This is a genomic window from Pseudoalteromonas sp. SaAl2 (assembly GCF_052947895.1).
In genome coordinates, this window is record NZ_CM129605.1 from 2,299,354 (window position 1) to 2,315,429 (window position 16,076).

A 16,076-nucleotide genomic window follows, 5' to 3' on the forward strand; every position below is an offset into this window, starting at 1 on the left:
TATTATTTGAATCGACACTCAGAAATATACCAGATCCCTATTTAGATTTATAAATTTTTTGTAAATATTCATAAAAAAACTCAATTCTACGAATAAACGACTTCAATTGCCCGATTAAAGACAATAGAGTGTTGACTTTATAGCCTAGTCTCCATACATTTAAAGCATGAACATAAAATTCTCGCTTTTCACATTTTCTTTTTTTAGCTTCTTTATCAAATAGAAGAGGCTTACCTGTTTGCGAGATTAAATCAACCGAATAGCAAAGCCTCCCAACTGGGAGGCTTTTTTGTTTTTGCCTTTTTAAGGTAACTTTTGGAATGAGGAACCCAAATGACAAATGATGTACTAAATTCGCTCAGACATGATATCAATGAGATTGATTCAGACCTGCTTGTGCTACTTGCCAAGCGCCGCCGTATTAGTCATGGCGTAGTAGAGTATAAAATAGCTAATAACAAACCGATTCGTGATGAAGCGCGTGAGCAAGCTTTACTTGAAAAATTAATTGGTTACGGTAAATCCTTGGGATTAGATGCCTACTATGTCAATAACGTATTCCAAACTATCTTAGAAGATTCAGTCCTTAATCAGCAAGCTATGCTACAAAAGAATTTAAACCCTGATGCAATGAGCGAAACTCACCGTGTTGCTTATTTAGGTGGCCAAGGCACATACAGTCAATTAGCCTGTCATAAGTACTTTAGTCGTCGTCCTGGCAAACTGGTTGAACTTGGCTGTGCAAGTTTCGAACAAATCACTGGTAATGTAGAAAGCGGCCAAGCCGATTTTGGTTTATTGCCCATCGAAAACACCAGCTCAGGTAGTATTAATGAAGTATTTGACTTACTGCAACATGCACAAGTATCCATCGTGGGCGAAGTAACTCACAGTGTTGAACATTGTTTATTAGCCTCACCTGATACAGAGCTCAGCAAATTAACTAAAATCTTTGCTCATCCACAACCTTTTGCGCAATGTAGTCGGTTTTTACAAGGCTTAGGTGATATTCAACATGAAACCTCTGACTCGACCTCCAGTGCGTTACAATCAGCCCTTGATACACCAAATAGTGCCGCGATAGGCTCAGCCCAAGCAGGCAAGCATGTCGGGTTAGAAGTATTAAAATCAGGCCTTGCCAACCAGCGTGAAAATCACAGTCGTTTCATCGTCGTCGCTCGCCAACCACTTCAAGTGTCAAAGCAAATTCCAACGAAAACCAGTTTGATTATGGCCACTAAGCAACAAGCCGGTTCATTGGCCGATGCGTTAATGATTTTCAAAGAACACAATATCAATCTTGTGAAACTTGAGTCTCGCCCAGTGCCTGGAAACCCATGGGAAGAAGTATTCTATGTTGATTTAGAAGCCAACTTAGTAGATAGCCACGTGCAGCACGCTTTAGAGCAGCTGAAAGAACACACGCAATACGTACGTGTACTTGGCTGCTATCAAAGTGAGTCATTACAAGCGGTGAGTGTTGAGGCTTAAATTTAGTAAATTAAAATAATTTAAGGCCAGCTAATTGCTGGCCTTAATATTTGATAATTCATACCACTAGCGTGCGCTGAATATCAGTCCATTTTCATCGGCATCTATCACTATCATACTGCCACTTTGATACTCACCTGCTAGCAGTTTTTGAGCCAGTGGATTCTCAATGGTATGTTGAATAGCTCGTTTCAGTGGTCGTGCCCCATAAACTGGATCAAAACCGCTGGCTGCAATCCGCTCTAAAGCTGCATCGCTAATATCTAATAAATACCCCATTTCAGTTAAGCGCTCTCGTAATTTAGTTAACTGAATATCGGCAATCTCTTTAATATGCTCATTCGCCAATGGGTGGAACACCACCGTTTCATCAATCCGATTGATAAACTCTGGTCGAAATTGGCTCACTAAAACACCCATCACTTTTTCTTTGAGCGTATCATAATCATTACTTCCCGCCTGCTCTTGAATAATATCTGAGCCAAGATTTGAGGTCATAATGATCACGGTGTTTTTAAAGTCAACCGTGCGCCCCTGCCCGTCAGTTAAGCGGCCATCATCTAATACTTGCAGTAAAATATTAAATACATCAGGGTGCGCTTTTTCTACTTCATCAAGCAAGATGACAGAGTAAGGGCGACGTCGCACAGCTTCTGTTAAATAACCGCCTTCTTCATACCCAACATAGCCCGGAGGTGCTCCCACTAAACGCGCAACTGAGTGTTTTTCCATAAATTCTGACATATCAATACGTATCATAGCGCTTTCAGTATCAAACATGTACGTAGCAAGCGCTTTGGTCAACTCTGTTTTACCGACCCCTGTTGGCCCTAAAAATAAAAACGAGCCAATTGGACGGTTGGGATCAGCAAGCCCTGCACGTGAACGGCGAATTGCATTTGAAACAGCGACAACCGCTTCATCTTGTCCTATCACTTTAGCATGGAGTTGATCTTCCATTTGTAATAATTTTTCCCGCTCACCTTGTAGCATTTTAGATACGGGAATACCTGTCCAACGCGATAAAATTTCAGCAATTTCATCTTCACCAACTTGGTTTTTTAGCAAGCTCATATCTTGCATTTCAGCTTGTGAGGCTAAATCAAGTTTGCGCTCTAGATCGGGAATACGCCCATATTGTAACTCCGACATACGTTGTAAATCGGTTGCACGTCGTGCTACTTCTAAATCTAAACGCGCTTGTTCAAGCTCCGCTTTGATTACTTGAGTGCCTTGTAAAGAGGCTTTTTCTGCATTCCACACTTCATCAAGTTCACGGTATTGTGATTCAAGTTCACCGATAAGCTCTTGCATCTCTGTACGACGTTTTTGGCTTGCTTCATCTTTTTCTTTGGCAAGGGCGTTATCTTCCAGTTTTAACTGAATAATACGACGCTCTAATTTATCTAAAGATTCGGGCTTTGAATCTATTTGCAAACGAATTGAAGAACCCGCTTCGTCAATTAAATCAATCGCTTTATCAGGAAGTTGCCTGTCGCTAATATAGCGATGTGATAAATGCGCCGCAGCTACGATTGCAGGATCGGTAATATCAACACTGTGATGTAATTCATAGCGCTCTTTTAAGCCTCGCAAAATAGCGATAGTGTCTTCAACCGACGGCTCTTCAACAAGTACTTTTTGAAAGCGGCGCTCAAGAGCGGCATCTTTTTCAATGTATTGGCGATATTCATCAAGGGTTGTTGCGCCCACGCAGTGTAATTCACCACGAGCAAGTGCAGGCTTTAACATATTACCGGCATCCATGGCACCATCGGTTTTACCAGCGCCAACCATAGTATGTATTTCATCAATAAATAGAATAACTTGGCCTTCTTCTTTAGCTAGCTCATTCAATACTGATTTTAATCGCTCTTCAAACTCACCGCGGTATTTAGCTCCTGCCACCAGCGCACCTAAATCAAGTGATAATACGCGCTTGTTTTTTAGTCCTTCTGGCACTTCGCCATTAATAATACGCTGCGCTAACCCTTCGGCAATGGCTGTTTTCCCTACACCGGGCTCACCAATTAATACCGGGTTATTTTTGGTGCGGCGTTGTAATACCTGAATGGTTCGGCGAATTTCATCATCGCGGCCGATCACAGGATCAAGCTTACCTTGCTCCGCACGCTCAGTGAGATCAATAGTAAACTTTTTCAGGGCTTGACGGGTTTCTTCAGCATTAGGGTCATCTACTTTTTGGCCGCCGCGAATCGCTTCAATTGCCGCTTCAATTTTACTCGCTGTTACATTCAAAGCACGGAAAATATCACCAAGAGGACCTTTGTCTTCACAGGCGGCAAGTACAAATAATTCGCTGGAGATAAACTTATCTTTACGCTTTTGCGCATATTTATCACATAAGTTAATCAGCGAAACCATGTTGTTAGACAGTTGAACATCACCGCCTACACCTTCCACTTTGAATAACTTTTCAATTTCTTTTGACAGTTTAGTATTAAGCTCATCCGCGCTAACGCCTGCTTGTGCTAATAAAGCTCGCACACTAGAGCCGCTTTGTTGTAACAATGAGTACATCAAGTGAACAGGCTCAATAAACTGATGGTCGCGGCCAAGTGCTAATGATTGCGCATCAGAAAGCGCAGATTGAAATTTACTGGTAAATCTATCTAAACGCATGAGGGGTACCTATTAAAAAAACTAATTACTTTATTAATGGGTATGTTTAATGATTTGTTCAAGGTTTTGAAGGTAATATATTCGCAATGATGAACAATTATTTGCGCCAGATCAAAGTAGCCATTCGCCCTGTTTTACCATCTCGTCGATATGAAAAAAACTGCGCTTGCTGGTGAACAGTACAATACTCACCACCTGAAATTTTTAAAATACCTAAATGGTTTAGTTGAACATGTGCAATGGCGTATATATCGGCTAAATATTTACCATTAGCTTGTGCCTGAAAAGCGTGTTGATACTGCGCACTAAGCTGACAAAACGCAGCCTTGACCTCTTCACCCACTTCGAAATTTTGCGCCCCAATACCAGGTCCAAGCCAAGCTACTATTTTTTCTGAAGGAGTCGTAAAGAGAGCTATTGTGTTAGCGATGATGCCAGCATATAAACCTCGCCAGCCACCATGAATTGCGGCTACCTCACTCCCACATTCAGTGGTGAGTAGAATGGGTAAACAATCTGCCGTCATTATCGCTAAAGGTTGCTCTGGCAAACGAGTAAAAAGCGCATCTGCATCCACTAATTTGGAATGATCAAACTGCTCATCAACAATAACAACATCGCTGCTATGAACTTGGTTTAACCAAACCGGCTTAGTCGGTAAATGGCTCGCTAATAACTCACGGTTAGCCAGTACTTTTTGTTCATCATCACCTACATGTAAACCCAAGTTGAAACTACTAAATGGGGCTTCTGAGTAGCCCCCTTTTCGTGTGGTGCTCAGGGCACCAATATTTATTGGTGCGGGCCATGTAGGTGTGATCATCGCGATTAAAAGTCTATATTTGGGTTAGCTTTGGTGTCTTCGCGTAATGCGTGTGTCATTGCCACCATGTCGTCAGGAATAGGGGCTTGCCACGTCATCATTTCACCTGTGATTGGGTGAGCAATACTCAGCTTAACCGCATGTAATGCTTGACGGTTAAACGCTCTTAGCATTTCAAACAACTCAGGTGTGGCACCTTTTGGTGGGCGCGGACGGCCACCATAAGCTTTATCACCAATCAATGGATGATTTATAAACGCCATATGCACACGAATTTGGTGAGTACGGCCAGTTTCTAGACGTAAACGCAAGCGTGTATGTGCACGGAACTTTTCTGCAACACGAAAGTGCGTAATAGCAGGTTTTCCCTGCTCATGTACGGCCATATGCGTACGTTGAGTTGGATGACGGCCGATTGGTTTTTCAACCATTCCACCTGCGGTCATCGTCCCATTACAAATCGCTTCATATTCACGAGTGAAGTTTTCACGCTTTTGCAAAGCAGTCACTAAATGAGTTTGTGCAGGAATGGTTTTAGCTACAACCATTAATCCTGTGGTGTCTTTATCAAGACGGTGCACAATACCCGCTCGTGGTACGTTAATGATCTCTGGGTAATGGTGCAGTAAGGCATTTAATACTGTGCCATCTGGGTTACCTGCGCCTGGGTGAACCACTAAACCCATAGGTTTATTGATAACTAAAATATCATCGTCTTCATAAACGATGTTTAATTTGATATCTTGCGCTTCATATTCACGTGGCGCTTCGATACTGGTTTCGACATTGACCACTTCGCCACCTAAGAGTTTTTCTCTTGGAGTGTTGAAAATTTCACCATCCACGGTGATTTTATCATCCAAAATCCACGTTTTTATACGTGAACGTGAATAATCAGGGAACAATTGCGCCAATACTTGGTCTAGACGTTTACCGCCTAACTCAGTTGGCACCTCGGCTTGAAGAGAAATTTGTTCTGACATTAGTAACTTTACCCAATTTACCAGTGCAAGCTGTGCTCGACTGGGTTAGAATCGCTTTTAATAAAAGCATTTATATAATAAGCATAGTTTACTCGGTTTTACCCAGTTGGCCTAGCCGAAGACATCGAAGGTAACAAATAAAATGATAAATAGAATAGGGAAACGTGCATTCGCCATTGTTTTTACAGTTTCATTACTTGGTTTAGGCGCATGTTCGTCTGCACCAGATGAAGAAGATATCCAACGCGTTCCTAATAAATCAGCACAAGCGCTTTATGAAGACGCTAAACAAACATTAGACTCAGGCCTTTATGCCCGTGCAATTGAGCTATTAAGTGCCATTGATTCACGCTACCCATTTGGCCCAATGTCAAAACAAGTACAAATGGATTTAGTCTATGCCCATTACCAAGCAGGTAATACAGAGCAAGCATTAGCGACCATTGACCGCTTTATTCGCTTAAATCCTAATCATAAAGATCTAGATTACATGTATTACATGCGTGGGTTAGTGAATATTAAAGCGGATGAGAATGCGTTCCAAGAATACTTTGGTGTAGATAGAGCCGACCGTGATGCTAACCGTACTCGGGTTGCCTTCACCGATTTATCAACCTTAGTTAATCGCTTCCCTGACAGTGGCTATGCCCCAGAAGCAAAACGTCGTTTGGTTTGGCTACTAAATAAAATGGCACGTTATGAACTAAAAGTGGCTGATTACTACTATGAGCGCGAAGCATACCTTGCAGCGGCAAATCGCGGTAAATATGTTGTAGAGCATTATTCACAAAGTAGTTATTTAGATGAAGCATTAGAGATGATGGAAAAAAAGCTATTCCAAGCTGGGATTGCCTGAACTAAGTGAGCACGCTAAATTGACTCGTGAGTTGAATAAAAACAAATAGATTTAATTATATATAAAAAAGGCGCTAATTTGATTAGCGCCTTTTTTATATCAAGTGAAGACTTATTAACTTAAACCGAATTCATTAAATAGCTTCTTCGTCTTCTTCTGCCGTACGAATACGCACAACACGCTCAACATCAGTAACGAAAATTTTACCATCGCCGATTTTACCTGTTTGCGCAGTTTTAACGATCACTTCGATGGCACGGTCAACATTTTCATCACCTAACACAATGTCTAGTTTTACTTTCGGTAAAAAATCCACCATGTATTCAGCGCCACGATAAAGCTCGGTATGCCCTTTTTGACGACCAAAGCCTTTTACTTCGCTGACGGTCATACCTGTAATACCGACTTCTGATAATGCCTCACGTACGTCGTCTAGTTTAAAAGGTTTGATGATTGCTTCTATTTTTTTCATTGTTCGTTGCTACTTTTAAATTCTGTTTGAGTCGATTTTAGACAATCCTGCAGTTCATAGCAAACAAAGCAATTGAATTACGGTGATTTAATCATCAACAATGATATGATAATTAAAAATCTAGCAACCATAGTGATAAAATAGGTTGTTAGTATGGCTTGTTAATGAGTCACCTAGTATTTAGAGGTAGATATGAAACAAATACAACACGGCTTTACGCTGTTAGAATTGATGGTCACTATTGCTATCGTTGGCATTGTTGCTGCAATCGCTTTTTGGAATAGCAGTGATATGCTTGAAGAAAATCGAGCCGAAAACTTTTTGCTCGAGTTAAAACGCAATATCAATTTTGCCCGCGCAAAAGCCACCAGTACAGATTCACTTATCGTAGTGTGTAGCGCAGACACAACCAATATAGAAAATAATACACAATTGACCTGCTCTAAAGATTGGAGTGACGGCACCATCATTGTATTTTTCGATGACAACAGTAATGGTGGCTATGATCCACAAGAAGGAGACAAAATTCTTAGAGCCATGGCTGAGATATCTGAAAATAGTAAATTAACATTTTCGGGAGATACTTCATTAACATTTGATGCAAGTGGCCGGATCACCTCAAACCCAGGTACATTTACATACTGCCCAAATAAAGACAATGAAAACAATAAAGCATTAACAATCAGCCAATCGGGTACCGCTTTATATAATGGAGATACTAATAACTCTTGTGTTGCTAAAGCACTTTAATTGAGCTTGCAACTCCAGCAAGCTCAACTAATATTAGAATAATAGTAATCAAAAGAGCTCAAGGATGAGAAAGCCACCCCAATTCCAAGCAAAATTAGGGACAACATTGCTCGAAACAATGGTGGTATTGAGTATTGTCGCTATCATGGCTAACCTTGCTCTGTTTCACTTGCAGCCTTTTCTTGCACAAACTCGCCTTGAAAATTATAGCCACCTGATAAAAAGAACCTTGAATTTAGCGCGTAACAATGCGGTATCTTTAAATAGCCAAATTACTGTTTGTGCATTGAAGTCTTCAGTATGTGACAGCAGTCGTTGGCATGAAGGTATTACCGTTTTTGTTGATAAAGGAGATGTTGGAGTCTTTGGTTCTGATGACACTGTTATGTTTGTCACTGAAGCCATTAATAAGTCAGATAAACTTACTTACCCCCGAAACGCCATCACTTACCGCCCTGATGGTACACCCAGGGGGGTTTAATAATGGTACATTTATATATTGTGCTGACTATAAATCAGCAAATTTACCGGGGATTGCTATTTCGGTGAGTACTATAGGTAGAATAACACTAAAGGACACCAAAGAATGTCAAAATAGTATTTGAGCAAAATCTAGCTTACTTATTTGTTAGCCTTTTTTAGTTTATTTGCAATGCCAAGCGCAAGCGAAGTCGTTAAACCAAAATGAAATTACCCCCAGCACTCACTTTTATCCGCACTTCCTTTGGACGTTTTAAGTCCGGCGTCATCAATAGTAAAAGATTTACAATCGTCGTCTTTTAGTGGTGGTCCAGCAGCGGGGGTAGCAGTGATCTTGAACGTGCCCGCAGAATTATCAACGCTTACTTTTATGGTATAAAATCCATGCTCTGTCGGAGATACCACACCCAAGTTTTCTAAGCTTTGTGTATACACTCGATTATCAACAAAAAACTGTTGTTGCTTATTTGCAGCATCAAGTAATGAAGTAATAGCTTCTGTGCGAGCTGTACGTTTAACATGTTCAAAGTAACTAGGCAGAGCGACAGATGCGATAATGCCCAATATAGCCACCGTAATCATTAACTCAATTAAAGTAAAACCATTTTTTTGTATTTTCATTCTTCGCACCATCTATTTTGCATTATACGCCGAAAATTATTATGTGTGGGGTGTAAACTAAATCACCCCATCATAAGTGCCTACTGCATCGAATGCAATTATTGCCTGAATTTACCGCATTAAGCACCTTTTTTAATTATTGAGAAATAATGTCTTGCTTATATACATACGTCTGCTGAACCCGAAAACCCAGACCTTGTGTTGATGAACTCGTTACTAATTTTATATGGCCATTTTCATCAAATGTAATGTCTGGTCCTAATAATTCTTGTGGCACAAACGATTCACTAGGTTTTAAAATACCTGCCACTTGCTGTGTATTTAACCAAGGACCAAGTAGTAAAAACTGACTTTTTTTGGCAACCGGCTCCATAGTATCATCGCAAAGATTATCATCATCTTTATCGTCGCATTGCTCTTGAGCTCCAAAATACAATTGCGGTGTATCTGGTAACTCATCACGCGTTAAATAAGCCAATTGCTCATAGGCTTTAGTGCCATAATGCAAATGAAACGCATACATAGCACCTTGCCCACGACTATTTATACACTGTTGACTTGCCTCAGGCGCAGTCGAGGCTGCAGGAGTATAGCTTGTAAAGTAAGCAATACCGCCAACCACTGTTGCAACAGCGAGAGACTTTTCACCTAGTTTAGGTAAGTTGTAGTACCACCCTTTAAAGTTTCCCAGTTCGACCTCAAGTTGAACAAACGCCTCGTTATCATCAAGCTTGGTGGAAAATGGATCTAAACTGACATCCATTAACTCGTCAATACGAATCGGCTCAGGTAAGCCATTAGGAAATTGGCCAGTAACAGTATTTATATCACGCACCATATAAAGTTGATCTTGAGTATTTGTGGTCATCGGATCTGCACGATCTCCGCTACCGATTAACACCGCATCAAACGGAATATCTTCGCGTACTTGATGCATTTCCCCATTATAAAAAACACTACTAACACGGCTAAATAATGTTCTTGCAATCATAGGTTGATTTAAAAAACGACGCCTATTAGCTATCCCACTAGCACTGAGTTCGGCTAATTTAAAATGTGTCCACGACTTGCCTTCTGGCATATCTACCCGCCATACATTCCCTCCGGTGTCAGCAGCATAAAGACGGTCTATATAACCATCATAATTAGCATCAAATACCGCAACATCGCCCGCAATACTATCTACACCTGCAAATCCATTTTCAGGGGTCAATGACCATACTTTTTCGCCACTGCTTGCATCTACAATATATATGCCCCGCCCTTTATCATCACTGCTTGGCTGCTCATTATCTTTATTCGCGTCATAACCGGCAGCAAAGATCAGTACCGGTTTATTTTCAAAACCTGCCAATTTAATATAAGTTACAATTGGTTTTGACCACGTTTGCCCAAGCTCTTTAAATGATGATACCCCCCCTTGAATTGGTGTGCTCCAAAGTAATTTTGGTGAATCAGGCTCTGAAATATCAAGTCCGTAATAATTACGTCCTCCCCGACGTAAGCCAAAAAATGCCCAGACACGATCATCATCGTTAATAATTCCATTGCTATTTTTATCATCAATAAATAAACTGATAGGGCCATCAACGCCATATACTTTACTATTTGATTGGTCAGTTCTTAATGGTTTGAGAATGCTATAAAGGCTGCGTGGGATAAATGCCCAGCTCTCAGACAAGGAATCGTTTTTATCTTGAAACATATGTAAAAAACCAGCATTTGTGCCAACAAGAATCCTTATATCGCCATTTCCATAATCAATAGCTACGGGTTTAGAGTGCAGTGGATCACCAAAAATATTACTGCGAGTTTCAGTCCGGTTGTCATTGTTATTTTCGTCATCAACATCAACTCCTCGCGCCCAATTTATAGTCGCTTCAATCTCCGATAATGGTTCATTAAACAATTCATCAAGGTCATCTAACTGATTTTCTAAATTAGAATAAGTAAAAGGCATCAACCCCGCAGCTGTATCCGTATAAATATTGCGTTCAGCAAATTCCGACAACCAATAATTAACTCCGCCACTTTGCAACTTAGCGCCATCATTAGGTTCCACATCAGGAAGCCAAAAAGTACGACTATCTTGGCTGATTGCCCCACTTCCATCCAGTGCAAGATTACCTGTCGCATCAGTGATCTGCGTACCTGAAACCTTTAATTTTTTTAAATTTCCCAACCAACGAGCACCTAAAGCTGGTTGAAACATAGTTAAATAAATACTATCTAAGTGGCGCGTTCTATCGGCACTACTTGCTACAATCGCAGGGGAAGAAAAGCTAGCATCAACAGTCCGTACTGTTTTCATTGTCGTCGCAAACGCTTCATTAAGCTCCTCTATTGACTCAGCTAAAAAATACTGCCCGCCACCTTGCTTTGCTGTTTCTACCAATACTTGCTCAGCATAAAGAGGCATGCCATGACCAAACCCGACTGTATATACATTAACATTATCGATAATTGCAGTGTCTGGATAGGCATCAAAATTACTAATTCCTTGCCCATGTAAAAGTTTGGCTACGGTTGGTAAATAGGTATTTTTGAATTTATCGGCGGGATAACCATATAGGCTTTGATGCAACTGTTTTATATCGTTTTCACGGCTATTTTCTAATAATGGCAAGCTTTCTGTTAAGGATATACCATCGGTGATCAATACAACATTCACTTTACTTTCACAGGGGATTTCAGAGCCATCATTCAAACTAAAGGGTGAAATATAATGCCCTTGTTGTTGAATACGAATATCAATGAGATCAAGGAATTTAAGGTGATCATAACCAAACTGTTGGCCATGTAAATACAGCATCGCTTCATGTAACATTTCAGTTGCAGGACTTATGTTAACTAATGATAGTAGCCCCCAATCATCAATTGTTTCGATAATATCACTGTGCTCTGTTCCAAACCCATGAGTGACATAACCACCTGTTGAGTCAAATAAGTTACCTAAATCAAGTAAATTATTTAATTTTAAATTTAAAGGGCCATTCGATTTTATAAGCGCAAAATCAACATTGGGATTGTCATTGATCAATTTTTTTCATCGCTGTTTTTGCAGCGGATAGTCGAGTCTCAGGGCATAGCTTAATTGCACCAAGCAACTTTTTACACTGTTTAGTACTGTTTATTGATAAAGCCATACTTAGCGAGTTATCAAATACTAATAATACTTTTGGCTTATCATCATTTTGTGAATGATATAATTCAATATCATCAGCCAGAGTCACTTGACTGGTAAAAACAGCTAAAAAGCCAAACAGTTTTGTAATTCCATGCGTAAATTGAAACATAGCGACAACCCTATCCATGTGAAAATCTTCTCGTTTAAAACTCATACAGAAGACTTCTCTCCATTTAGTATGAGTACTACTTTAGTACAGCACAAAATTTAGATTTCACAACATAAAACAGTCATTTCTCTGTATAAAAAACACACCAAGCAATCCTTTTTAACTACATCTAATTGATTAGATTAATATAATGACTACATCAGTGAAATCATGTTTTTTTGTTAATTTCCTCAGAACAGAAAAATTACAAAATAGGGTTGGGACTTGGGAAAAAGATAAAATATTTTGTAGGTATGGAGCTTATTCAGTACAAAAACCTGTAATACGGCCGTATGCGTCTTAATATGAAAGTTGGTTATTAAGTAAAGTATTTAAACAATCTGACTGAAAAGGAAGTTATACGGTTTTACTACATTAAGGGTAGTAAAACCGCGTAAAAATAACTTTAATAGTTATTTATAGTTATCATTCAATTCGCGTTTATAAATAAATGTTTGTTGGGTTTTAAAACCAAAACCAATTGGTACGGCATCACTTACTAGTTTAATTTTGCCATCTTCATCAAACGAAATACCAGGCCCTATAATTTCCTTTGGCACAAATGGGTTTTTCGCGCTTAACTCCGCCTGTGTTTCTTGTGTTTGCTTTACCCCTGGCCCTAACAATAAAAACTGGCTCTGTTCATCACAATCATCAGTCTCACATGTATTTGTTGAACCAAAATACAGTTGTGGTGTATCAGGCACATCATTACTCGTCACATAGCGTAGCTGTTCATACACTTTGGTGCCATAATGTAAGTGAAATGCATATAAACCGCCGCTTCCGCCGCTTAAAGAACATTGATTAATAACCGAATCTTCTGAAGCCGGTGTAAAACTCGTAAAGTAAGCAACGCCACCAACTACAGTGGCGGCGGCAAGTGATTTTTCACCACTTCGAGGAAGATCATAATACCAGCCACTTTTTTGACTAAGCTTTAATTCTTCATCAGTAAATTTACCGATATCACTGAGCGCATTCGCAAAAGGGTCATTATTCACATTCATTAAATCACTGGTTGTAATGGGAGCTGGAATGTCATCATCCAAAAATGACTTAGTCACAGTATTAATATCACGGATCATAAATAACTGATCTTGCACGTTCGTTAACGTGGGTTTGGGCCTATTGCCACTGCCAATTAATACCGCATCAAAAGGTATGTCTTGGCGAGTAATCGTTGTTTTATCATTTTCAGTAGTGTTAGTTACCTTGCTAAACATTGTCCGCGCCACAACCGGCTTATAGAAAAAACGTCTATCTTGACTAGATAATGCTCCTCCTAATTGTGCAAGTTCAAAGTGAGTCCATGGGTTTATGCTATCCTTCGGATTTTCACCGGGCATATCTACTCGCCAGATACTACCTGCTGTATCAGCTGCATATAGACGGTCTATATAGCCATCATAGTCAGAATCAAGTATTGATACGGTTGCGGCTATACTATGCTCTCCTTTAAAGCCTGTTTTAGGGGTTAGCTCCCACACCAAACTACCATCTGATGCATTAACAATATATAACCCCCGTCCTTTTCTATCATTACTAAGCTGTATATTGTCTTTATTAGTATCAAAGCCCGCCCCAAAAATTAGCACGGGATCTGTTTTCCCTTTAATATATGTTGCGATTGGCGCTGACCAAGTTTGTGCTAACTCAGAGAATACACCTGTGCCTCCTTGAATTGTCCACATTAATCGAGGAACATCAGGGTTGGTAATATCTAAACCATAATAATAATTACCACCTCTACGCATACCAAAAAACGCCCATACGCGATCGCCAGTTTCAACAACACCATCACGATCAGCGTCATCGAAAAAGACTGTAATAGGGCCATCAACGCCGTACACTTTAGTATCAGCTTGGTTGTCCCGCAACGGTGTTAAAATTCTATATAAGCTATTAGGAATAAATGACCATGTTTCACTCACTTCGTCCCCTTTATCCTGAAACATATGTAAAAAACCAGCATTAGTACCAATCAGTATACGTATATCATCATTACCATAATCAATAGTGACGGGCTTTGAGTGTAATGGATCACCAAATATGTCCTGACGCTGATCCCGACGAGAGCCATCCTTATCCTCATCATCAACGTCAACACCTCTAGCCCAATCTATAGTTGAGGCGACATTGAGTATATCGGCCCCGAAACTATTAGCTAAATTTACAAGTCCACCTAAAGCTGTTTGCAAAACGGAGCTTTTAAACTCTATGAGTCCTTCTGCGGCAGAATCGGTGTAAACGGTTCGCTCTGCTAAATTTGTAAGATGTAAATTAACTCCACCACTTTCCACTGAATTACCATCTGCAGCAGAATTTTCAGGTAACCAAAAGGTATGTGCTGTTGACTTAATCAAGCCATCATCATTAAGTGCAGGATTACTTTGCGCATCAACAATTTCTGTACCTGACACTTTTAATTTTTTTAAATTCCCTCGCCAACGAGCGCCTGTTTCGGGGTAAAACATAGCATAGTAAATCGATTCTCGGCTTCGAGTCTGATCCACATTGTTACTTGCGATTGAAGGAGATGTAAACGTGTCATTTACTTCTCGAATATTTGTAATGAACTTTTTAAATGCATCTGATAACTCATCTGCCGTATTAGCATGTTCATATTGACCACCACCAAGTTCCGCCGTTTCTTCTAGCAACTGACGACCTAGAGCAGTCATCCCTGAACCAAACCCAACGGTATATACCCGTCCCGTTTCGTGGATATCAGGGGTTTGTGGGTATAGATCAACAATAACTTCTTCGATACCGGCTTTTTTATTTGCGTCTACACCATGAATTACTTTCGCAAGTTGATGTAAATAATTACTGTAAACATAATCATCGTTGGTAAGTGAACGGCCAAAATATTTACTATATTCGCTACTTATATCAGTATCACTATCGTTATCACTCCCTGAAGACGGATCACCATCCGTCATATAAATTATATTCACTGAGTTATCGCAGCGTATAGCTTCAGCTTCGCTATCTGCAAAAGGAGAAATATAGGTGTAATCGTAGTTATTTTGCCATTCATTCCAACAATTCCACCACGAACTACATTTGCGAACTTTCACTCTTCCTGTATAAACTTTATTCTCAACACCTGTATCCCTACTACTTTCATTGAGATTTAATGCATAGTTCAAGCTTTTCCCGGTTATATATAAATAGGCTTCCCAAAGAGTTTCGGCTAAAGGCGTTCCTCCGTCTGCTGGCAGGTTATTTATTGAACGCGTAATTGTGTCATGAGAGCTACCAATACCATTAACAATATATCCACCATCGGTGCTGTGATAACGCATAAGACCAAAATCAATATCTGGATGTCCTTCAACTAATTGTGTCATTGCATCTTTAGCCACCCCCAACCGGCTATCACTGCACAACCTCCAATCTCCATTACTGTATTGTCCGCAGTCATCCCCTGTTCTTGAAGAAAAAGCCATACTCCCAGAGGTATCAAAAATCAATAAAACACGAGGTTTTTCATCGAGTTCAACATTATGATTAACATATAATTCAATATCTTCAGCGTAGCTGTGCATACTCAAAAGCAGTGCAATACTGAGCGAAATACTTATAACTAACTTTTCAAACTTCATCATATTTACTC

The 16,076-nt window shown here is 40.0% G+C and carries 11 protein-coding genes and 1 pseudogene; 4 read left to right on the forward strand and 8 right to left on the reverse strand.

All coding sequences use genetic code 11. From position 1 onward, the window contains the following. Positions 1–333 precede the first annotated feature (333 nt). Complete coding sequence (locus ACU8V8_RS10925) at positions 334–1,491, forward strand: chorismate mutase (RefSeq protein ID WP_446887498.1); 1,158 nt, start codon at positions 334–336, stop codon at positions 1,489–1,491. 66 nt (positions 1,492–1,557) lie between these two features. Here ACU8V8_RS10925 and clpB read toward each other — a convergent pair whose 3' ends face one another. The 3 genes from clpB to rluD form a co-directional block, all read right to left on the reverse strand. Next, a complete protein-coding gene (gene clpB, locus ACU8V8_RS10930) occupies positions 1,558–4,134 on the reverse strand; it encodes an ATP-dependent chaperone ClpB (RefSeq protein WP_446887499.1) in 2,577 nt (858 codons plus the stop codon). A 97-nt stretch (positions 4,135–4,231) separates the two neighbouring features. Next, positions 4,232–4,963, reverse strand: coding sequence for a peptidoglycan editing factor PgeF (gene pgeF / locus ACU8V8_RS10935; RefSeq protein ID WP_446889626.1), 732 nt, complete (start codon positions 4,961–4,963; stop codon positions 4,232–4,234). Then, positions 4,963–5,940, reverse strand: coding sequence for a 23S rRNA pseudouridine(1911/1915/1917) synthase RluD (rluD, locus tag ACU8V8_RS10940; protein ID WP_290210826.1), 978 nt, complete (start codon positions 5,938–5,940; stop codon positions 4,963–4,965). Before rluD ends, pgeF begins: the two co-directional genes overlap by 1 nt. Before the next feature lie 142 nt (positions 5,941–6,082). Here rluD and ACU8V8_RS10945 point away from each other — a divergent pair. Further along, positions 6,083–6,845: pseudogene (locus tag ACU8V8_RS10945) on the forward strand (outer membrane protein assembly factor BamD). Between the two features lie 84 nt (positions 6,846–6,929). Here ACU8V8_RS10945 and glnB read toward each other — a convergent pair. Then, complete coding sequence (gene glnB / locus ACU8V8_RS10950) at positions 6,930–7,268, reverse strand: nitrogen regulatory protein P-II (RefSeq protein WP_087532096.1); 339 nt, start codon at positions 7,266–7,268, stop codon at positions 6,930–6,932. A gap of 192 nt (positions 7,269–7,460) precedes the next feature. Between glnB and ACU8V8_RS10955 the strand changes: the two genes are divergently transcribed. Further along, the gene (locus tag ACU8V8_RS10955) at positions 7,461–8,018 is read left to right on the forward strand and encodes a GspH/FimT family pseudopilin (protein WP_290210824.1); all 558 of its coding nucleotides are present in this window, start codon (positions 7,461–7,463) and stop codon (positions 8,016–8,018) included. A 64-nt stretch (positions 8,019–8,082) separates the two neighbouring features. Beyond that, positions 8,083–8,499 (forward strand): GspH/FimT family pseudopilin, encoded by a 417-nt coding sequence (locus tag ACU8V8_RS10960; protein WP_446887500.1) that lies wholly within the window; start codon positions 8,083–8,085, stop codon positions 8,497–8,499. A gap of 209 nt (positions 8,500–8,708) precedes the next feature. Here ACU8V8_RS10960 and ACU8V8_RS10965 read toward each other — a convergent pair whose 3' ends face one another. From ACU8V8_RS10965 to ACU8V8_RS10980, 4 genes are all read right to left on the reverse strand, one after another. Beyond that, positions 8,709–9,119, reverse strand: a complete 411-nt coding sequence (locus tag ACU8V8_RS10965; RefSeq protein ID WP_087532093.1) for a type IV pilin protein — start codon at positions 9,117–9,119, stop codon at positions 8,709–8,711. A 136-nt stretch (positions 9,120–9,255) separates the two neighbouring features. Then, complete coding sequence (locus ACU8V8_RS10970; protein ID WP_446887501.1) at positions 9,256–12,159, reverse strand: pilus assembly protein; 2,904 nt, start codon at positions 12,157–12,159, stop codon at positions 9,256–9,258. Next, positions 12,149–12,460, reverse strand: coding sequence for a hypothetical protein (locus tag ACU8V8_RS10975; protein ID WP_446887502.1), 312 nt, complete (start codon positions 12,458–12,460; stop codon positions 12,149–12,151). Before ACU8V8_RS10975 ends, ACU8V8_RS10970 begins: the two co-directional genes overlap by 11 nt. Before the next feature lie 407 nt (positions 12,461–12,867). Next, positions 12,868–16,065: a PilC/PilY family type IV pilus protein gene (locus ACU8V8_RS10980; protein WP_446889627.1), complete on the reverse strand. Its 3,198-nt coding sequence runs from the start codon at positions 16,063–16,065 to the stop codon at positions 12,868–12,870. Positions 16,066–16,076 lie beyond the last annotated feature (11 nt).